Annotated in this window: 15 protein-coding genes, 1 tRNA gene, 1 rRNA gene and 1 other RNA gene; 14 read left to right on the top strand and 4 right to left on the bottom strand. The window is 41.0% G+C overall.

Translation table 11 applies throughout. The features are described 5' to 3' along the window. Positions 1-63: 63 nt before the first annotated feature. The 4 genes from CCE82_RS07145 to gltC are packed head-to-tail and all read right to left on the bottom strand — an operon-like array spanning position 64 to position 5,144. Entirely contained in the window at positions 64-2,325 is a 2,262-nt protein-coding gene (locus CCE82_RS07145; protein ID WP_086428726.1) for an ATP-binding cassette domain-containing protein, read from the bottom strand. A 48-nt stretch (positions 2,326-2,373) separates the two neighbouring features. After that, a complete protein-coding gene (locus CCE82_RS07140; RefSeq protein ID WP_086428725.1) occupies positions 2,374-3,147 on the bottom strand; it encodes a YibE/F family protein in 774 nt (257 codons plus the stop codon). Next, on the bottom strand, positions 3,144-4,253 hold the full coding sequence (locus CCE82_RS07135) for a YibE/F family protein (protein WP_086428724.1): 1,110 nt from the start codon (positions 4,251-4,253) through the stop codon (positions 3,144-3,146). Before CCE82_RS07135 ends, CCE82_RS07140 begins: the two co-directional genes overlap by 4 nt. A gap of 12 nt (positions 4,254-4,265) precedes the next feature. Next, the gene (gene gltC, locus CCE82_RS07130; protein ID WP_086428723.1) at positions 4,266-5,144 is read right to left on the bottom strand and encodes a glutamate biosynthesis transcriptional regulator GltC; all 879 of its coding nucleotides are present in this window, start codon (positions 5,142-5,144) and stop codon (positions 4,266-4,268) included. A gap of 122 nt (positions 5,145-5,266) precedes the next feature. Here gltC and gltB point away from each other — a divergent pair, with 122 nt between their 5' ends. The 14 genes from gltB to CCE82_RS07060 all read left to right on the top strand — a co-directional run. Further along, positions 5,267-9,772, top strand: coding sequence for a glutamate synthase large subunit (gene gltB, locus CCE82_RS07125; protein ID WP_086428722.1), 4,506 nt, complete (start codon positions 5,267-5,269; stop codon positions 9,770-9,772). Positions 9,773-9,784: 12 nt separating this feature from the next. Beyond that, on the top strand, positions 9,785-11,242 hold the full coding sequence (locus CCE82_RS07120; RefSeq protein WP_086428721.1) for a glutamate synthase subunit beta: 1,458 nt from the start codon (positions 9,785-9,787) through the stop codon (positions 11,240-11,242). A 66-nt stretch (positions 11,243-11,308) separates the two neighbouring features. Beyond that, positions 11,309-11,401, top strand: a tRNA-Ser gene (locus CCE82_RS07115). 333 nt (positions 11,402-11,734) lie between these two features. Next, entirely contained in the window at positions 11,735-11,962 is a 228-nt protein-coding gene (gene relB / locus CCE82_RS07110; RefSeq protein WP_086428720.1) for a type II toxin-antitoxin system RelB family antitoxin, read from the top strand. Continuing rightward, entirely contained in the window at positions 11,959-12,231 is a 273-nt protein-coding gene (locus CCE82_RS07105; RefSeq protein ID WP_086428719.1) for a type II toxin-antitoxin system RelE family toxin, read from the top strand. The genes relB and CCE82_RS07105 overlap by 4 nt, the downstream gene beginning before the upstream one ends. A gap of 300 nt (positions 12,232-12,531) precedes the next feature. Then, entirely contained in the window at positions 12,532-13,968 is a 1,437-nt protein-coding gene (gene treP, locus CCE82_RS07100) for a PTS system trehalose-specific EIIBC component (protein ID WP_086428718.1), read from the top strand. Positions 13,969-14,015: 47 nt separating this feature from the next. Next, on the top strand, positions 14,016-15,647 hold the full coding sequence (treC, locus tag CCE82_RS07095) for an alpha,alpha-phosphotrehalase (protein ID WP_086428717.1): 1,632 nt from the start codon (positions 14,016-14,018) through the stop codon (positions 15,645-15,647). A gap of 22 nt (positions 15,648-15,669) precedes the next feature. After that, positions 15,670-16,404 (top strand): trehalose operon repressor, encoded by a 735-nt coding sequence (gene treR / locus CCE82_RS07090; RefSeq protein WP_086428716.1) that lies wholly within the window; start codon positions 15,670-15,672, stop codon positions 16,402-16,404. Between the two features lie 85 nt (positions 16,405-16,489). Continuing rightward, positions 16,490-16,759: signal recognition particle sRNA large type (ffs, locus tag CCE82_RS07085), an RNA gene on the top strand. 99 nt (positions 16,760-16,858) lie between these two features. Further along, a complete protein-coding gene (locus CCE82_RS07080) occupies positions 16,859-17,392 on the top strand; it encodes a GNAT family N-acetyltransferase (protein WP_086428715.1) in 534 nt (177 codons plus the stop codon). Positions 17,393-17,458: 66 nt separating this feature from the next. Next, positions 17,459-19,159 carry a DNA polymerase III subunit gamma/tau gene (gene dnaX, locus CCE82_RS07075; RefSeq protein ID WP_086428714.1) on the top strand — a complete coding sequence of 567 codons (1,701 nt, stop codon included), beginning with the start codon at positions 17,459-17,461 and terminating at the stop codon, positions 19,157-19,159. Between the two features lie 95 nt (positions 19,160-19,254). Continuing rightward, positions 19,255-19,575 (top strand): YbaB/EbfC family nucleoid-associated protein, encoded by a 321-nt coding sequence (locus CCE82_RS07070; RefSeq protein WP_019166099.1) that lies wholly within the window; start codon positions 19,255-19,257, stop codon positions 19,573-19,575. Position 19,576: 1 nt separating this feature from the next. After that, positions 19,577-20,173: a recombination mediator RecR gene (gene recR / locus CCE82_RS07065; RefSeq protein ID WP_086428713.1), complete on the top strand. Its 597-nt coding sequence runs from the start codon at positions 19,577-19,579 to the stop codon at positions 20,171-20,173. Positions 20,174-20,843: 670 nt separating this feature from the next. Then, positions 20,844-21,046 (top strand): 16S ribosomal RNA (locus tag CCE82_RS07060); the annotation flags it as partial.

Genomic DNA, 21,046 nt, shown 5'->3' with positions numbered 1-21,046 from the left:
ATTGTATACTTTTAAGCTAAAACCCATATGTTTATCATGGGCACTACGCTTTTTATCACTCACTTATTCCGACAAGCTGCCAAAGAGATGGGGTGCAGTGCGTGATTCGGCAACGTCTTTCAGTCCTGCAGGTGGACCACTATAAAGGACGCGTCCCCCTTGGTTCCCAGCGCCAGGTCCGACATCAATCAGCCAATCTGCTTGCGTCATCATCGTGATATTATGCTCGATTAAGATAACGGTATGGCCTTCTTCAATGAGTTGATCAAAACGGGCCTGTAATATCGGAATATCATCTTCATGTAAGCCTGTGGTCGGTTCATCGAAAATGAAGATTTTTTCTGACACCGGTTCAATCATGTAGCGTGTCAGTTTTAAACGTTGGATTTCCCCACCGGATAAGGTGTCGAGTGACTGACCAAGTGTCATATAACCGAGACCGGTCGATTGTAGCGCTTTTAACGTTTGCGCGATGGCTTCGTGTGTATGAAAGAGTGATAAGCCTTCTTCCACTGTGAGTGCTAACACGTCCGCGATAGAATAACCGTCAACTTTCGCGTCCAACACTTCCGGACGATAACGGGTACCGCCACACACTTCGCATACTTGTGAAAAATCTGGCATAAAGGCGAGTTCAGTTTTGAGTACGCCTTTCCCATTACAGTTTGGACAAGCCCCATCTGAGTTATAGCTGAACATACTTTTTTTCAGACCGGTTGCTTTACTGAAAAATTCACGAACATCATCGAAAATACCGGTATACGTTAATAAATTCGAACGATTGGAAGCATGGACGCCTTTTTGATCAATGAGTATCGCATCTTCATGTTTCGCAAATCCGCCTTTAATTAAGGAACTTTTCCCTGAACCAGCGACACCTGTCACGACGGTTTGTGCATTTTTCGGAATCGCAACAGAGACGTCTTGTAAGTTGTTATGTTGCAGATGTTCTAGATGTAGCCATGATTGGTCGTCACGAATTGCCGATTGTTTCAAGTGATGTTGACGGGTGAGTGCGCGAGCGGTATCCGTATTGGACTGTTTGAGCGCTTCATAACTGCCTTCAAATGTAATCTCGCCCCCATGTTTACCAGCACCTGGACCGATGTCTATAATGTGATCGGCAATTTTAATGACGTCCGGATCGTGTTCGACGATGATAACAGTGTTGCCTTTGTCACGAATATTAAGCATAATTTCGTTAATTTTTTCAATATCTGCTGGATGCAAGCCGACACTCGGTTCGTCGATAATGTACACGAGGTCGGTTAACGGACTGTTCAAATGACGGATGAGCTTAATCCGTTGTGACTCACCACCCGAAAGTGTTGTTGTTTCACGCGCGAGTGTTAAATAATTCAGACCAATGTCATTCAAAGCTTGGAGTTGCGCTTTCAAGGGTTCGATAATATACGTCGCTTTGTCGCTGTCGATTTCTTCTAAAAAAGGCAATGCTTCTTCAATCGTCAACGCGGTAAAATCCGCAATATTCAAGTCATGAATTTTACAACTGAGCACTTTTTGATTGAGTCGTTGCCCGTGACAGACAGGACAAGTTTGCTTGGTGACTACGCGTTCGACGTCTTTTAAAAAACGCTTCTTCTCGAAGTTATCGTTAATTAAAAATGAACGACGGAAGCGGTGAATCAACCCTTCAAATTTAGCGGTTTTTGGCCATTCTGCGGGTGGATTTTTCAATCGTGTCGGCTCGGTATAAAGAAACGTATCGAGCTCTTCTGTCGTATAGTCTTTGAGCTTTTTATCATTATCAAACAAGCCTGAATAACGATAACGTTTGCCACGCCAGCTATCCGGTTTGAATGAAGGAAAACGAATGGCACCTTCATTGAGTGACTTGTCGAAATCAATCAGTTCATTTAAGTCGATATCTTCTACATAGCCAAGACCTTGACAACGTTCACACATACCGTTCGGGTTGTTGAATGAAAAGACATCTGAATATCCGACGAAAGGTGTCCCGATCCGCGACCACAACAGTCGGACAGATGCATAAATATCAGAAATAGTGCCGACTGTTGAGCGTGAGTTGCCACCGAGCCTTTTTTGATTGATGACCATCGCTACAGGTAAGTTTTCAATATGGTCAACGTCAGGCTTTTCATATTGGGTCAGTTGGTGCTGAATGTAGCTTGAATAGGTTTCATTTAAAAGACGTTCGGATTCTGCGGCAATCGTATTAAAGACGAGGGAAGACTTGCCGGATCCTGATCGCCCAGTGACGACCGTCAGTTGATGTTTCGGAATGGAGACATCAATATTTTTTAAATTGTTTTGACGTGCGCCATGAATATGAATCGCTGTCATAAAAATTCACCTCGTTCACATTGTACCCGCTTTACCTCAATTTGAAGCTTAGTCAAGGTGGAAAGGCAGTTGATGACGGTGTTTCACAAGCCATGCCGTCACCATCGCGCTAATCGGAATACAGATAGCAATGGCGATGCCGCCTAAAGCAATCGTAATGATTTCTTGAGCGAATAATTTAGCGTTGAGCATATGGCCGAAACTGTAGTGTAAGTTGAAAAACCAAAAAACAATCGTCATCGAGCCACCGATAAGCGCTAAATAAATCGTATTCGCGGACGTCGCTAAAATTTCTCGGCCAACACGCATGCCCGATTGAAACAGTTCGCGTTCGGTTAATGAAGGGTTCGTTTCGTGTAATTCGAATACCGGCGAACTGATCGTAATGGCGAGATCAATCACTGCTGCAATCACGGCGAGCAGTACAGTGAAAATCATAAACTGTTCCATATCAATACCGATATTTAACGAAAAGATATAGGTTTCGTCTTGTTCTTCTTGGGTGAAACCTTGTAGATGACCCCAATGAACCGACAGATATACGGCGACAATCATTAATAATGTCGTCACGATACTTGCGATAAATGCAGCTAATGTTTTTGTATTAAAACGATTCAGTAAAAACAAGTTGATCATCGCTACAATAATACAAAAAATGAAGGTGACGACATAGATAGGTGCGCCAAAAACGATGGCAAGCACGGTAATAAATAGAATCACAAAGTTTAAAAATAACGTTAAAAATGAAATGAGTCCGGTTTTACCCCCAAAAATAAGCATCAGTATGAAAAGGATGAGACCAAGTATGACAATGGCATTCATCGCACTTCACCTCCTCGAACACTCAACCATAAACGCATGAGGAAGATCGTTAGTGGAATGGTTAACACGATACCAATCCCGCCCGTAATTGCCCGGGAAATTTCTAGTGACCAGTTCATGCTGATACTGTAAGTGAGTGTATTGCCATTTTTTAAATAAAGCAAAAGCATCGGTAAACTGCCTGCGAGATACGAGAATAATAAAATGTTGGTCATCGTTCCCATAATGTCACGGCCGATATTACGACCCGCAAGCACCCAACGTTGCATGGATATATCTGGCGTACGCTGTAATACTTCATACATGCCACTTGAAATCGTAATAGCAACGTCCATCACTGCGCCAAGTGTTCCGACCATGACTGAAGTGAGAAAGACGGTTTTAGGCTGAATTGTGAGAAAACTCATCGTTTCATATTTGATGCCTTGGCCACTCGTCAGACCAATGACACTCCATGCAATCAATATACATATGAACGTGCCGAGTAACGTACTGACGATAGTGACAATCGTACGCATTGACCAGCCAATCACGAGCCACAATGTTAAAGCGGTCGCAATAATGACAGCAATACTCATTAATAAAAATAAATTCAGTTTTGGCTGTGCATGATACAAACTAATGGCTAACAATATGGCTGCAGCATTGATGATGAGTGACAAAATAGACTGTAAGCCAATGCGTTTTCCGACAATGAGCAATGCGACAAGAAAAATACTGATCACAGTGACGATGACGGTATCACGTTTCTTTTCAATAATATATGTATCTTTTTGGCTTTCTCCTATATGTAACAGCACTTTGTCACCGAGTTGATACGCTTGTTCCTCGGTTTTCGAAGCATTATAACGATGTTCGACGTGAATCGTATCGCCTCGTTGCTTCGTATTTAATAATTTCACTTGTAATACATCTTCATATTTCACATCTTGATTGTGTTGCTCATCCACTGATTTTTCTTGGTGATGCCTTTCAATCTTCGTCACTTCACCTAGTGGCATATGATAAAACGAACTATTAAAGCGTGTGAATACAATCGCGCCAATCGCAATAATGATACTCACGACAATGATGATAGCATTTGTTTTTTGTGTAAGTTGCTTCATAAATGATTCTCCTTAATGGTAAATCGATCGTTGTTGTATGTGGGTCATAATAATATTGATGACCTCTTGACGTAATGGTTTTTGTAAATCTCGTCGATAAATGAGGCGCAACGTTTTTTTGAAATCTGTATGTGACAATGAAATTTTTTTCCATTGTTGATTTTGACTATATAAGTTGATGAAAGCTGGTGCAAGTACGAAGCCTTTTTGATTGCGTAAAATAAAGCGCGCAAATTGGGCATCATTCAATACACGTACCGGTTTGTCAGCATGCGTCATTAAATGCGTTTTGAAATCTGCAGGTATCGGTTCTAACAAATATAAAGGTTGCTTCAATAAATGAGACAACGGTGGATTTGGAACATTCATAAAAGGTGCATGCATGTCCCCATATAGGACGTACGTTTCTTCAAATAAAGGGACCGTTTCAAAAGTAGGGTCAGACGTTGTTGCAGTCGTCAAAGCGAAATCTATCTCTTGTGCTTGTAATGCTTGTAACGTCTCATTGTCATCAAGCAATGTAGGAATGAGTGACAATGACAGTTCATTTTCAATTGTTTGTAACACTTGCGGTAAAATTTGACCGATTGAACCGTTGACATAACCAATAGTGAATACACTTTGTTGTTGTTGGACTTGCGTTTGAAATTGAGACAAAGTGTGATCCACCTGTTCAAGAATTTGTTGCGCATACGCGAGCAATTGTTTGCCTTCCGCAGTTAAAAAGACATTGCGGCCGCGTCGGTAAAATAATGAAGTTTCAAGTTCATTTTCTAAGTTATGGATATGACGGCTCACTGCAGATTGTGCGACGTTCAGTTCGAGTGCTGCTTCAGATATATGTTCGCGTTTAGCGACTTCGACAAAATATTTGAGTTGTTTCAGTTCCATACCATTCCACCTCTTTGAATTCATATTATCTCAAAATTAGATAAATTTCATCTCAAGTATATATTGATGTGATAAATCGATTTGCTATATAGTTTAAATATTACTAAAGAGAGGTGTCAGAAATGTCTAACAATTATTTATATTCCAAAATCGGACTTTATGACAGTCGCGAGGAACATGATGCATGTGGAATTGGTTTTTACGCCAATATGAATAATGAACGTTCTCATGAGATTGTTGAAAAGTCTTTAGAAATGTTACGCCGTCTCGATCACCGTGGAGGTATCGGTGCGGATGGTATTACGGGTGATGGTGCAGGCATTATGACAGAAGTGCCTTATCAATATTTCTCGGAGGTCACTGATTTTGATTTGCCAGCTGAAGGTGACTATGCGGTAGGAATGTTGTTTGCGAACATCATGATTTCTGACACGCAACACGAAAAAGCAATTGCATCATTATTTGAAGGAGAAGGTTTACGCGTGGTGGGGTATCGTCAAGTGCCTGTCGACGTGACATGTTTAGCGCCACATGTGGCAGAAACAATGCCGGTTATCCAGCAAATGTTCGTCGTGAATGACAGTGCTGTAGACTTCAAACGTGCATTGTATCTTGCGCGTAAACAAATTGAAAAATATGGTGACAGTGCGAAATTAGATTTATATTTTACAAGTTTATCAACACGGACGATTGTCTATAAAGGCTGGTTACGTTCAGATCAGATTAAATCTTTATATGTCGATTTACAACATCCTTCATACGTATCGAAATTTGGCTCGGTACACTCACGATTTAGTACGAATACATTTCCAAGTTGGGAACGTGCACATCCAAACCGCTTGCTTATGCATAACGGTGAGATTAATACGATTCAAGGTAATGTCAACTGGATGCGTGCCCGTCAACGTTGCTTGATTGAAACGATTTTTGGCGACGAGCAATATAAAGTCCATCAAATATTGGATGAATCGGGAAGTGACTCAGCGATTGTCGACAATGCGTTGGAATTTTTAAGTTTAGCGATGTCACCAGAACAAGCGGCGATGTTACTCATTCCAGAGCCATGGTTGTACAACGAAAGTAACGATCCGAAAGTTCGTGCATTTTATGAATTTTACAGCTATTTAATGGAACCGTGGGATGGACCGACGATGATTTCATTCTGTGACGGTGATAAGTTGGGTGCTTTAACAGACCGAAATGGCTTACGACCTGGCCGTTATACAATTACGAAACAAAATGAAATCGTCTTTTCATCAGAAGTCGGTGTTGTGGATGTCGATGAAGCGGATGTTGTATTTAAAGGACAACTCAATCCAGGTAAGCTCTTGCTCGTCGATTTCAACCAACATAAAGTCATCGAAAATCACGAGTTGAAAACAGCGATTGCAGAGCAGCAACCTTACCTTGAATGGTTGGAAACATATCAACGGAAGCTCGATTTAGAGAAGATCCCTTATGAAGGTGGACCTGTCGCTACAGATTATGTACTGAAAATGCAACAACGTTTCGGCTATACGAAAGAAGAGTTAGACAAGTATTTAACAGAACTTGTCGCAGGGGGCAAAGATCCTATTGGGGCAATGGGTTACGATGCACCACTCGCCGTACTCAGTGAGCGACCTGAATCGTTATTTAATTATTTCAAGCAACTTTTTGCGCAAGTCACGAACCCACCCATTGATGCATATCGTGAAAAAATTGTAACGAGTGAATTGAGCTATTTAGGTAGAGAAGGGAATTTACTCGCACCTGGGCCAGATGTACTTAATCGGGTTCAGCTTAAACATCCCGTGTTGACACCTACACAATTAGACGCTATCAGACAAGAAGGCTTTACAATAGCTACATTTTCGACAGGTTACACAGGTGAATTAAAAGAGGCGCTAGACAACTTAGGGGAGGCAGTCATCGAAGCGGTACGTCAAGGGGCAGAGATTATCGTGTTGAACGATAGTGACGTGACCGAAGCAAATCAGTATGCAATGCCGATGTTATTAGCAGTGAGTCATATTCATCAATTATTAATTCGTGAAAATTTACGAATGCAAACGAGTATCGTCGCAAGTTCTGGTGAAACACGAGAAGTGCACCATCTTGCTTGTTTAGTCGGTTATGGTGCGAACGCAGTCATCCCATACCTTGCACAACAAACGATTGCACAATTAACAGAGCGCGGAAGATTAGACAGTGTAGTGGCCGATAATGTCGCGCGTTACAATGCCATTTTATCAGAGGGACTGATTAAAGTGATGGCGAAAATGGGTATCTCTACAGTTCAAAGTTATCAAGGGGCACAAATCTTTGAAGTGGTAGGATTATCAGAAACAGTCATTGACGACTATTTTACGGGCACAACTTCAAAATTATCGGGCATCTCCATTGAAACATTAGACATCGAAAACAAGGCACGTCAGACCATCAAAGGTGACACGTTAGATCCAGGAAGTACGTTCCAATGGCGTCAACAAGGTCAACATCATACATTCAACCCAACAACGATTCGGTTACTCCAACATGCGTGTCGCGATAATGATTATGCACAATTTAAAGCATTTTCTAAAGTAGCGAACGAACAAACAAGCAGCCATATTCGAGATTTATTTGCTTTCAAATCACAAAAGTCGATTGATATTGCACAAGTCGAACCAGTTGAGAAAATTGTGAAACGCTTTAAAACAGGGGCGATGAGTTACGGTTCAATTTCACAAGAAGCGCATCAAACGTTAGCAGAAGCAATGAACCAACTCGGTGGTAAAAGTAATAGTGGTGAAGGCGGAGAAGCTTTGTCACGCTATGAACCACAAGAAGATGGGCGTGACTTTAAAAGTGCGATTAAACAAGTCGCTTCAGGCCGTTTTGGTGTGACAAGCCATTATTTACAACATGCGAAAGAAATTCAAATCAAGGTTGCACAAGGCGCTAAACCGGGGGAAGGCGGTCAGTTGCCAGGCAGTAAAGTGTATCCGTGGATTGCAGAAGTCCGTGGCTCTACACCAGGTATCGGTTTGATTTCGCCGCCACCACATCACGACATTTACTCTATTGAAGACTTAGCACAATTGATTCATGACTTGAAAAATGTGAATCGTGACGCAGATATTACCGTGAAACTCGTATCTAAATCAGGTGTCGGTACGATTGCGGCAGGGGTCGCGAAAGCATTTGCGGATAAAATCGTCATTAGTGGTTATGATGGCGGAACAGGTGCTTCACCGAAAACGAGTATTCAGCATGCGGGATTACCGTGGGAGCTCGGCCTTGCAGAAACGCATCAAACGCTCATGATGAACGACTTGCGCTCACGTGTACGTTTGGAAACAGACGGTAAATTGCTGACAGGTAAAGATGTTGCCTATGCATGTATGTTAGGCGCGGAAGAGTTCGGCTTTGCGACAGCACCGTTAGTCGTCTTAGGTTGTATTATGATGCGTGTTTGTCATAAAGATACATGTCCAGTCGGTATCGCTACACAAAACGGCGACTTGCGTAAACTTTATACAGGTAAAGCGCAACATGTAGTCAATTATATGCATTTTGTAGCTGAGGAATTGCGTGAAATCATGGCAGAACTCGGTATTCGTACAGTCGATGAACTTGTCGGACGTACAGACTTACTACAACGTTCTGCTGTGGCGTATCATCATCCGAAAGCACGTGAGATGAAACTCGAAAACTTACTGTATCAACATGATGGACCGCGTACAAAAGAAGTCGAACAGCAACATGGTTTAGAACATGGCTTTGACCTGACAACGCTATTACCAGCGACGCAAGAAAGCATTCAAGCCGGGCGTCACTTTAAAGGTCAGTTCGAAGTCGGCAATGAACAGCGTAACGTCGGTGTCATTACAGGGAGTGAGATCACACGTGCACACGGTTTGAATGGTTTACCAACAGATACGATTGTCGCTGAAACATACGGTCATGCCGGTCAAAGTTTAGGTGCATGGATACCGCAAGGATTGACGCTCCAGCATACTGGTGATGCGAATGACTATGTTGGCAAAGGTTTATCAGGCGGTAAAATTGTCGTTAATGCACCGAATGTCGCACGTGAGGATGAGATTATTGTCGGTAACGTTTGTTTCTACGGCGCAACAAAGGGTGAAGCCTATATTAACGGTCGTGCGGGCGAACGTTTCTGTATCCGTAATAGCGGTGTACACGTTGTCGTTGAAGGTGTAGGCGACCACGGCCTTGAATATATGACAGGCGGTCGTGTGGTCATATTAGGTGATGTCGGCAAAAACTTTGGCCAAGGTATGAGTGGGGGTGTATGTTACGCGTTCCCTTCAGATGTCGAACAGTTTAAAGCGCATCATCAACTTGCAACATTAGACTTTGATGTCGTGGAGGACGAAGCGGAAAAGGCAATGTTAAAAGGCATGTTGGAACGTCATCTCGCATACACAGAAAGCCAAAAAGCGGCGGTGATTTTAGCCGATTTTGAGGCGAAGTTGCAACAGTGCGTCAAAGTCATTCCGAAAGATTATAAGCAAATGGTTCAAAAGATTCATTATCATCAGCAACAACGCACATCACAAGACGAAGCGTTATTAGCCGCATTTAATGATAATCAAAATATAGATGATGTTGTACAGGCGGAACCAATTGCTGTGTACTAAAGGAGGCTCACTATGGGTGAATTTAAAGGTTTTATGAAATATGATAAGCAAAAGCTCGCAGAAATGCCTCTAGAGACACGTATTAACCATTATGAGGCATATCAGTCACGTTTTTCACAAGAAGATGCACAACAACAAGGGGCGCGATGCATGGATTGTGGGACACCATTTTGCCAAGTGGGTGAAATGGTTGAGCGTGAAACAGTGGGTTGTCCGCTCGGTAACTATATTCCTGAATGGAATGATTTAGTATATCGTGGTGACTTTAAAGCAGCTTATGAACGTTTGGCAGAGACGAATAATTTTCCGGACTTTACGGGATATGTGTGTCCTGCACCGTGTGAAGCATCATGTGTGATGAAAATTAATCGTGAATCCGTAGCCATTAAGGGGATTGAAAGAACAATTATTGATGAGGCGTTTGAACAAGGATGGGTGAAACCAAGAGTAGCAGCTACACAACGTGACGAAAAAGTAGCCATTATCGGTAGTGGCCCTGCAGGATTAGCGGCAGCAGAAGAATTGAATGTACTGGGGTATCAAGTGGTCGTATACGAGAAAAATGCACAACCAGGCGGCTTGCTCACATACGGTATTCCAAATATGAAACTCGATAAAGAAGTCGTATTTCGTCGCATTCGTTTATTAGAGGATGCAGGGATTACTTTTCATTGTAATGTAGAGATTGGTAAGGATATCAGTAAAAGTGAACTGGATGAGACGTATGATGCTGTTGTCGTTTGTACAGGTGCAGAAAAGCCGCGAGATCTCCCGTTAGAAGGTCGTATGGGGCAAGGTATTCACTTTGCGATGGACTATTTGACGGAGCAAACGCAATTATTACTAGGAGAAACAGAGTCGCAAACCATTTCAGCTCAAGGCAAAAAAGTTGTCGTGATTGGTGATGGTGATACAGGGGCTGACTGTGTCGCAACGGCCTTACGTGATGGTTGTGAGTCTATTATTCAGTTCAACCGTAAAGCACGTAAACCAGAAAGTTTTGAATTTAACTATAGCTGGCCACTCGCACAACCAGTATTGAAAAAAGATTATGCACATCAAGAATATGAAGCCAAATATGGTCAAGAACCTCGTGCTTATGGTATCCAAACGATGCGCTTTGATGTCGATGATTTAGGTGATATTAGAGGGATCTATGCGCAAGTGCAACGCGATGAAGCGGATGGTAGCATTGTTGGGGATGATCGAGAAATTTTCATTCCTGCTGACCTCGTCTTGTTAGCGATTGGTTTTGAAGGGGTGACGCCGCCACTTACGCATGCTTTACAGTTAAAAGTAGAGCGTCAAAAAATCGTTGCAGATACGAAAGATTATCGCACGAACCAGCCTAAATATTTTGCGGCAGGCGATGCGAGACGTGGTCAAAGTCTCGTTGTTTGGGCTATTAAAGAAGGGCGTGAAGTCGCGGAATCTGTACACCGCTACTTAGCCGGAAAAGTTTTTATATAAATTTTGTAAAATTCTTGTTGACAATGTGAACGAGCTGTAATAATATATGTTATGTGCTCGTCACACGGAGGAATACCCAAGTCTGGCTGAAGGGATCGGTCTTGAAAACCGACAGGGGCTTAACGGCTCGCGGGGGTTCGAATCCCTCTTCCTCCGCCATTATAAGTAAAATCCAAGACTAATAGATATAAAAGCCAAACATTCAAGCGGTTGAATGCTTGGCTTTTTTTATGCGCTTTTTTAACTTAATTCAATCAGAAGTTGTCCACCCTCTATGCGTGGGTGCTCATTGTCACGGTAAAATACACTTTCCAATACATCCTTATAATTGTCACCTCGTATAACAGGGATTAGAAAGTGTAACACAGTTGTCCTACAATTATAAATGTAGTGATGAGAGCGTATTTTATTGTTTAGTGCAAATGGTTTTATTGTCATTGTTTAATCTAGCAATGCTAACGGTATATTAAAAATAAATGAGGTGAAACAATTATGGCTACAATTACAATTAGAGTCAGTGATGATGAGAAAGTTTTTTTAAAGTATATGGCAGATTTTTTAGGGTTGAGTTTGAGTGAAGTACTGAAACAATATACTTTTGAAGATTTAGAAGATATCTATGATGCTAAGGTAGGAGATAAAGCGTTAAAAGAATATCGTGAAACAGATCAAAACACTTTGGATATTGAAGATGTAATGAAGCAATGGGATGTAAAATGAAATATTCATTGAAAATAAGTGAAAAAACCAACAAAAAACTAAGCAAAATGGATAAACCAACAAGAAACTTTTTGCTGAAATGGTTATATCACCATGTTCATCATTCTGAAAAGCCTAGATTGCATGGTAAAGCCTTACAAGGAGAATTATCTCATCTTTGGAGATATAGAATCGGTAAGTATAAGGCTATAGTAGAAATTCAAGATGACGAACTGGTGGTCCTTACTATTGACATAGGCTTGAGAGCGAGTATCTATAAAAGAAAATAAGATGATGGTACCGAAGAATAGCTTATTGGAATCCGCAAAATGTAACTAAAAAGCATAATAATATAGGGGTTTCAACGATAAGGCTGGGAATGGATGCCCGGTCTTTTTATTTTTTTGGAATAGGTAAAACGTATTTCTTCTTGTCTTAGCTATGTTTGGGGGCGAAAGTGTAAAGGTTGTCCTTAACATGCTCTATATAAAATGCGATGGAAAAGGCGGCTGAAAATGTAAGCCTTTACAAAACTTGTATGTACAAGTTATAATTTGTCTATACAAGTTTCTAAAATAGGAGTGACAGCGATGGCAGTGAAAAAGAAAGATGTTCGTGACATTATCGAAGCAATTGGTGGAGAGGAAAATCTTCAGTCCGCAACGCATTGTGTGACACGTTTACGATTAGTGTTAAAAGATGACAGCCAAGTAGACAAAGACAAACTGAGCGAGAACCCGTTAGTCAAAGGGCAATTTAAAGCGGATCAACAATATCAAATTGTGATTGGTCCGGGAACGGTTGATGAAGCATATAAGGTATTTATGGAGGAAACGAATACGCAAGCTGTATCGAAAGAGGAAGCGAAAGCTCAAGCAGCGAAAAAGGGGAATCCGTTACAACGCTTGATTAAGTTGCTCGGCGACATCTTTATTCCGATTTTACCTGCCATCGTAACGGCTGGTTTGTTATTGGGGATTAACAACGTGTTGACGATGAAAGGGTTAGGTAACGCGCCGTCCATCATTGAAAGATTTCCACAAATTGCTGATTTCGCCAATATTATTAATGTCATTGCAACGACTGCATTTATTTTCTTACCGGCATTAGTTGGATGGAGTGCAATGCGTGTATTTGGTGGTAATCCAGTATTAGGGATTGTGCTCGGGCTCGTATTGATGCATCCACAATTATTATCGCAATATGATATTGGTAAAGTAGACGAAATTCCAGCTTGGCACATTTTTGGTTTGACAATCGAACAATTGAACTATCAAGGACAAGTGCTTCCTGTCCTCCTTGCCGCGTATGTATTAGCACAAATTGAAAAAGGATTAAACAAGGTCGTCCATGACTCGATTAAATTGCTTGTTGTCGGTCCTGTGGCATTGTTAGTGACAGGATTTTTAGCCTTTTTATTCATCGGGCCTATCGCGTTATGGATTGGTACAGGCATTACTTCAGCGGTTCAATTTTTATTTGGTAACGCTGGCTGGTTTGGCGGTGCAGTGTATGGCTTATTCTATGCACCACTCGTGATTACAGGTTTACATCACATGTTTTTAGCGGTCGACTTCCAACTCATGGGAAGTGAACTCGGTGGTACGTACTTATGGCCGATTTTAGCATTGTCTAACATTGCGCAAGGTTCAGCCGCATTTGGCGCATGGTTCGTTTATAAACGTCGTAAAATGAATAAAGAACAAGGTTTGGCGATGACGTCTGGTATTTCAGGCTTTTTAGGTGTGACAGAACCCGCAATGTTTGGTGTCAATTTGCCATTGAAATACCCATTCTTCGCTGCTATTTTAACAACGATGGTCACTGGTGCGATTGTAGGTGGCTCAGGCGTATTAGGTTCAGTCGGTGTCGGTGGTTTACCTGCGATCATCTCTATTAAGCCGCAATTCTGGGGTGTTTTCGGTATTGCGACGTTCATTTCGGCGGTCGTACCGGCAGTGTTAACGATTATTTTCTCGAAATTAAGTCGTGAAAAAACGAAAAAAATGGTCAATGATGAACAGTAAGTATTCACATGTCACACAAGTATAAAGAAAAATAAGGTGGGTTTCACATGGTAAAGCAGGATTGGAAGAAATCAGTGGTGTATCAGATTTATCCGAAGTCCTTTAACGATACAACTGGTAATGGGGAAGGTGATTTGAAAGGAATTATCGAAAAGCTAGATTATTTACAATTTTTAGGTGTCGATTATTTATGGCTCACGCCGATTTATGATTCGCCTATGAATGATAATGGATATGATATTCGTGACTATTTAAAGGTCAATGCGCAATTTGGTGAGTTAGAGGATTTACGCACGTTGATTGACGAAGCACATGCACGAGGGTTGAAAATCATGCTCGATATCGTCATCAACCACACATCAACGGAGCATGAATGGTTTCAACAAGCGCGACAGTCAAAAGAAAATCCATACCGAGATTATTATTTCTTTAGACGCTCGGAGGATGGACCGCCGACGAATTGGCTGTCGAAATTTGGTGGCAATGCGTGGCAGTACGATGCAGCGACGGACGAATATTATTTGCATTTATTTGATGTGACTCAAGCGGATTTGAATTGGGATAATCCTGAAGTGCGTCGAGCATTGTATGATGTGATTAATCATTGGATTGATTTCGGTGTCGATGGCTTTCGTTTTGATGTGATTAACTTGATTTCTAAAGGTGCGTTTGAAGATTCGGATGCGATCGGTAAAGAGTATTATACGGACGGCCCACGTGTGCATGATTATATCCACGAAATGAACCGTCATACATTTGGTTATCGTGACATGATGACGGTTGGGGAAATGTCGTCTACGTCCATTGAGCATTGTATTCAATATACAAACCCAGCGCGCCAAGAGTTGAGCAGTGTGTTTAACTTCCACCATTTAAAAGTCGATTATCTTGATGGTCAAAAGTGGACGAACCAAAAGTTTGATCTACTGGAATTAAAAAGGATATTGATGGATTGGCAAACGAAAATGTATGAAGGTGGCGGTTGGAATGCGATTTTTTGGTGTAATCATGACCAGCCGCGTGTCGTATCAAGATTTGGAAGTGATGCGACCGAAGCGCTACGTCAACAAAGTGCGAAAACGTTAGCGATCGTCCTTCATTTACTACAAGGGACACCGTACATTTATCAAGGTGAAGAAATAGGTATGACAGATCCACATTTTCAGTCGATTCAACAATATCGTGATGTGGAGTCGTTGAATGCGTATCGCGAAATGCATGAAGCGGGTTATGCTGAAGAGGAAATTTTAACGATACTCGGTCAAAAATCACGCGATAATTCACGTACGCCGATGCAATGGAATGGTGAAGCGCATGCTGGTTTTACAACGGGAACGCCGTGGATAGGGGTTGCGGATAATTATGAGACAGTGAACGTTGAAGCGGCGATGGCAGACCCGTCATCTATTTTGTATACGTACAAAAAGTTAATTCAGTTGCGTCATGAACATGATATCGTAACGTATGGAGCAGTTGTTCCGCGTTATCTTGACCATCCACAACTCTTTATTTATGAACGCCGTTACCAAGATGACACTTGGATCATTATTGCGAATATGTCAGCTGAAAAAGTGGCATTGCCGGAAGATTTAGATCGCTCTGGTTCGGTCATCCTTCAAAATGGTATAATAGAAGGAAATGAACTCGAAGCATATGCAGCAATTGTTGTAGCGAGATAATTAAAAGTGAGAGGCAAGAGGGATGAAAAACCAAAATAAATTTCAATATATTTATGAACGTTTACGTATAGCGATTCTTGATGGTGAATATGAATATGGTGAACAGTTGCCTTCTGAGCATCAGTTGGTGAAAAAATACAACGTGTCACGTGAAACAGTGCGTAAAAGTTTGAACATGCTTCTACTCGATGGTATGATTCAAAAAATTCGTGGTAAAGGTTCAGTCGTGATTTATCAAGGTGTGACTGAATTTCCGTTTGCTGATTTGAAAAGTTTTAAAGAAGTACAAACACAACTGGGGCTTCATTATGAAACGGTGGTCGTGTGTTTTGAAAAGATGAAAGCAGCAGATGTCCCACAAGTGAAAAAAGCGTTGGAACTGACAGCTGATCAAGAGTTGTGGCATTTCATTCGCTATCGTCAAATTGAAGGTGTGACGAAAATTGTTGATGAAGATTACGTGCGTGTGAATCTGTTTCCAGAGTTGTCTGCAGAAGTCGTCCAAAACTCTTTATACGATTATATTGAAAAAGTAAAAGGCTATGAGATTAGTTTTTCGAGCAAATCCATTACGTTTGAACCGTTTGGAGAATTAGAACGAGAAGCATTTGGGAATGTGACCCCTCAATATTCGGCGACAGTACGAGGCATCGTCCATTTGAAAGATACGACAAAATTTCAGTATAATGTATCTAAACATATTGCCACTGAATTTAAGTTTATTGATTTTTCTAGACGACATTCACATTTATCATGATGAGTGAAACATTACATTATTTTCATTGCTTACAATCTTGATTATGCTTGCAATTTTAATCTGAGGTATAGTATTATTAGATGTACCGTGCTAAGCGGGGAGGTAGCGGTTCCCTTAACTCGAAATCCGCTTTACGCGAGGCTGAATTCCTTTGTGAAGGGTGTGTATTTGTGAAGTCTGCCCAGAGCACGAGGTGTTTGAAGATTTCGGTCCTATGCAATATGAACCCATGAACCATGTCAGGTCCTGACGGAAGCAGCATTAAGTGGATCCTCGTATGTGCCGTAGGGTAGCCGAGATTTAGCTGTCGACTCTGGTAACGTTTGTGATGCACATTCGACACAGAGGTGCGCGGTTTTTAATTTTAAAATGTAATGTATGTGACATAGATGTGAGAGTGGCTGTTGAGAGTCGCTCTTTTTTTATTTTATTTTAATACAAAGGGGTTGAAGAAATGTCTATATTTTTAAGTACACCGACAGAAAATGATTATGAGGCGACATATGAGATGGTGGAGAATGCTTTTGAAGATGTCCCAGAGTCTGATCATCAAGAACATCATCTCGTTAAACGTCTACGCTTGTCCCCGAATTATCGTTATGAATTAGAAGTGGTGGCTAAAACAGATGAAGGCGACATTATCGGTCATGGCATGTGCTCTGAAGTCACAATCCAAAATGAGGAGACGACTTATACTGCACTCGCGTTAGCCCCATTAGCTGTCGTGGCGTCATATCGCAATAAGGGGATTGGTCGAGCACTCGTTCAAGCTTTAGAGGAGCGTGCGTTTGCTGAAAACTATACAACGATCGTCGTGTTAGGCCATGCAGCATATTATGAAAAATTAGGCTATGAGGAAGCAGCAACGCATGACATTATCGCGCCATTTGATGTACCGTCTGCAAACTATCGTGTTAAATTTTTGTGGGATACACTTGAGGACCCGCCTAACGGTAAGGTCATCTATCCAGAACCATTTTTTGAATAGGGTGCTGCCATACAAATCAATCGTAACGTGCTATAATGAAACCATTGTTAATTCGGAGGTGCCAAATTGGATTACCAAGCATTATATCGTATGTTTCGCCCTCAAAGTTTTGAAGATGTAGTAGGACAGGAACATGTGACCAAAACACTTAAAAATGCTATTGCTAAAGGTAAACAGTCGCATGCTTATATTTTTAGTGGGCCACGTGGTACTGGAAAAACGAGTATCGCTAAAATATTTGCTAAAGCGATTAACTGTGAAGTACGTGATGACGGTGAACCGTGTAATGAATGTGCCATTTGTAAAGGAATCACACAAGGATACAACTCTGATGTGATTGAAATTGACGCAGCGAGTAACAATGGTGTCGATGAAATTCGTAATATCCGCGATAAGGTGAAATATGCACCGAGCGAATCAAAATATAAAGTTTATATTATTGACGAGGTTCATATGTTGACGACAGGGGCATTTAACGCATTGCTGAAAACGTTAGAAGAGCCGCCTGCACATGCGATTTTTATTCTTGCAACGACCGAACCACACAAAATACCACCGACGATTATTTCGCGTGCACAGCGCTTTGACTTCAAGGCGATTAATGCCAATCGAATCGTGGACCGCTTGAGTTATGTCGCGCACCAACAACAGATTGAATTTGATGAAGCGGCTTTGACGTTTATCGCTAAAGTGTCTGAAGGTGGGATGCGTGATGCGCTCAGTATTATGGACCAAGCGATTGCATTTGGTGACGAACGTTTAACTTTAAAAGATGCTTTAGATGTGACAGGCAGTTTGGATGAGTCGGACCTCAATGCATTATTCCAAGATGTTGTTCAAGGACATGTGCACGAAGCCTTTGATCGCTATCATCAGTTTGTGAGTGAAGGTAAAGAAGTGAATCGTCTCATTAATGATATGATTTATTTTGTAAGAGATACGATTATGGCCAAAACGACGCAATTAGAAACAGAATATGATGCGTTAATGTCATTTGATTTAGAGGTTTTATATAAAATGATAGATGTTATTAACGATACGCTCGTCTCTATCCGATTTAGTGTGAACCAAAACGTACATTTAGAAGTATTGCTCGTGAAGTTGTCTGAAATGGTGAAAGAAGTGAGCCGTACTGGAGAAGTGGTCGTCAACCATGCGCCGACTGAACAACATGACGCGATGTTAAGACGAATGGAAGCATTGGAGTCTGAGTTGCAAATATTAAAATCTCAAGGCGTGTCAACATCTCCCGCACCTCCAAAACCGCAAGCACCAGCAAAACGCCGAGGAAGCGGTTCGACGTATTCTGTTGAACAAATTGCGAAAGTATTGGATAAAGCAAATAAAGATGATATTGCCTTAATTAAAGAACGATGGGCAGATGTCATTCAATATGCTAAAGATCGTAATCAAAAAGCGCTCGTCAGTCTACTTCAAAATTCAGAGCCTGTCGCAGCAAGTGAAGATAAAGTGTTGATTAAGTTTGATGAAGAAATTCATTGTGAAATATTGAAAAAAGATGAAGAGAAAAAGCGCAGTATTGAAAATGTGGTCAAAGATATCATTAACAAACCTGTAGAGGTTGTAGGTGTGCCGTCTGATAAATGGATGCAAGTGCGCAGTGACTACATTTCAAATCGTAAGCGTGGCAGTCATCAGACATCATCAGAAGAACAAAAGCCAGCTGAACAACAGCATCATGTCGTCCAAACTGCGAAAGATTTATTCGGTGAAGAGATGGTGCATGTCATAGATGAAGAAACATGACAAGACATTGAAAGGTATGTATAATTGAAAACGAATCTAAGAGAGTTACGCTCTTATCATCAATAACAGAGTGAGAAATTAAGGAGGATTTATTTATGCGCGGTGGCGGAAATATGCAACAAATGATGAAACAAATGCAAAAAATGCAAAAGAAAATGGCAGAAGAGCAAGAAAAATTAAAAGAAGAACACGTTGAAGGAACTGCTGGGGGCGGCATGGTGAAAGTCGTTGTTTCTGGACATAAAGAAGTAGTCGATGTCATCATCAATGAAGAAGTAGTTGATCCAGAAGATGTAGAAATGTTACAAGACCTTGTATTAGCAGCAACAAACGAAGCGATGAACAAAGCAGACGAATTGACTGCAGAACGTTTAGGTAAACATACAAAAGGTCTTAACATCCCAGGAATGATGTAAGATGCATTATCCTCAACCAATATCGAAACTGATTGATAGTTTCATGAAATTGCCAGGCATTGGTCCAAAGACGGCTCAACGTCTGGCATTTCACGTACTAGATATGAAGGAAGATGACGTCGTACAATTTGCCAAAGCACTCGTGGATGTGAAACGAGAATTAACCTATTGTAGTGTATGTGGACATATTACCGAACAGGATCCTTGTTATATTTGTGAAGACAAACATCGAGATCGTTCAATGATTTGTGTCGTTGAAGATGATAAAGATGTGATTGCGATGGAGAAAATGAAAGAATATAAAGGGCTGTATCATGTGCTACATGGGACGATTTCCCCTATGGACGGCATTGGACCTGAAGATATTAATATTCCAAGTTTAGTAGAACGTCTGAAAGATGAAGGCGTTCAAGAGCTTATTTTAGCAATGAATCCTAATTTAGAAGGTGAATCTACAGCAATGTACATTTCACGCCTTGTTAAACCGTTAGGCATTCGTGTGACGAGACTCGCACAAGGCTTGTCAGTAGGTGGCGATTTGGAGTATGCAGACGAAGTGACACTTTCGAGAGCCATTTCTGGACGTACGGAAATGTAGCATGTTTGACCTTATATGAAGAAAAGCGACATTGGTTTTTGAAAATCAGTGTTGCTTTTTTCGTTTTGAGCACTTCTTCGTGATTTTATGAAGGGACGACGATAGTATTGCTTTGGTTAACATTGATAGAACGACTTGGTCAACTTGCATCAACAGTAATGAAGTAATAAGAATGCGCTTTTGAATTTAAGAGACGTTATCATAAAATCAATAGTATAAAATTCTTGCAGTAAATTAAGATAAATACGTTGAGTCAATTGGATTTGTCTGTGATGATGAGGATAAAGTTTAGGAGAAATATGAATGTTCAACCTCGTCTTTTCAATTAATCCAAAAATAAAAAACATAAATGTGCGCTATAAATAACAAAGTGATTGAAATGGTGTAATTTTTATTATTGTTAAAGTGATTAAAAGGCTGTATAGTTATATCTTGTTGAGCGACACAATAAGTTGCAACAACGAAGACGAAAAATTAATTAAAAAAAGTTGTTGACTTTATGAAATGACTTGTGTATAATTAATTCTTGTCGAGTCAAAAAAGAAATGACATGAACATTGAAAACTGAATGACAATATGTCAACGTTAATTCCGATAATTTGAGTACTTCAAAAGTACTTTCAAGAGTGATTGACTTAAACAATCAACGAGCTATATCAAGCTTACTTCTTTTATGGAGAGTTTGATCCTGGCTCAGGATGAACGCTGGCGGCGTGCCTAATACATGCAAGTCGAGCGAACAGATAAGGAGCTTGCTCCTTTGACGTTAGCGGCGGACGGGTGAGTAACACGTGGGTAACCTACCTATAAGACTGGAATAACTCCGGGAAACCGGGGCTAATGCCGGATAACATGTTGAACCGCATGGTTCTA

The organism is Staphylococcus cornubiensis, assembly GCF_900183575.1.
In the GTDB taxonomy this organism is placed as follows: domain Bacteria; phylum Bacillota; class Bacilli; order Staphylococcales; family Staphylococcaceae; genus Staphylococcus; species Staphylococcus cornubiensis.
This window is presented reverse-complemented; position numbering and strand designations above follow the sequence as displayed.

Bases quoted from the DNA above. Each gene is read 5' to 3' on its own strand.
- CCE82_RS07145 (WP_086428726.1), bottom strand. From the start codon at position 2,325: ATGACAGCGATTCATATTCATGGCGCACGTCAAAACAATTTAAAAAAT.
- CCE82_RS07140 (WP_086428725.1), bottom strand. From the start codon at position 3,147: ATGAATGCCATTGTCATACTTGGTCTCATCCTTTTCATACTGATGCTT.
- CCE82_RS07135 (WP_086428724.1), bottom strand. From the start codon at position 4,253: ATGAAGCAACTTACACAAAAAACAAATGCTATCATCATTGTCGTGAGT.
- gltC (WP_086428723.1), bottom strand. From the start codon at position 5,144: ATGGAACTGAAACAACTCAAATATTTTGTCGAAGTCGCTAAACGCGAA.
- gltB (WP_086428722.1), top strand. From the start codon at position 5,267: ATGTCTAACAATTATTTATATTCCAAAATCGGACTTTATGACAGTCGC.
- CCE82_RS07120 (WP_086428721.1), top strand. From the start codon at position 9,785: ATGGGTGAATTTAAAGGTTTTATGAAATATGATAAGCAAAAGCTCGCA.
- relB (WP_086428720.1), top strand. From the start codon at position 11,735: ATGGCTACAATTACAATTAGAGTCAGTGATGATGAGAAAGTTTTTTTA.
- CCE82_RS07105 (WP_086428719.1), top strand. From the start codon at position 11,959: ATGAAATATTCATTGAAAATAAGTGAAAAAACCAACAAAAAACTAAGC.
- treP (WP_086428718.1), top strand. From the start codon at position 12,532: ATGGCAGTGAAAAAGAAAGATGTTCGTGACATTATCGAAGCAATTGGT.
- treC (WP_086428717.1), top strand. From the start codon at position 14,016: ATGGTAAAGCAGGATTGGAAGAAATCAGTGGTGTATCAGATTTATCCG.
- treR (WP_086428716.1), top strand. From the start codon at position 15,670: ATGAAAAACCAAAATAAATTTCAATATATTTATGAACGTTTACGTATA.
- CCE82_RS07080 (WP_086428715.1), top strand. From the start codon at position 16,859: ATGTCTATATTTTTAAGTACACCGACAGAAAATGATTATGAGGCGACA.
- CCE82_RS07070 (WP_019166099.1), top strand. From the start codon at position 19,255: ATGCGCGGTGGCGGAAATATGCAACAAATGATGAAACAAATGCAAAAA.
- recR (WP_086428713.1), top strand. From the start codon at position 19,577: ATGCATTATCCTCAACCAATATCGAAACTGATTGATAGTTTCATGAAA.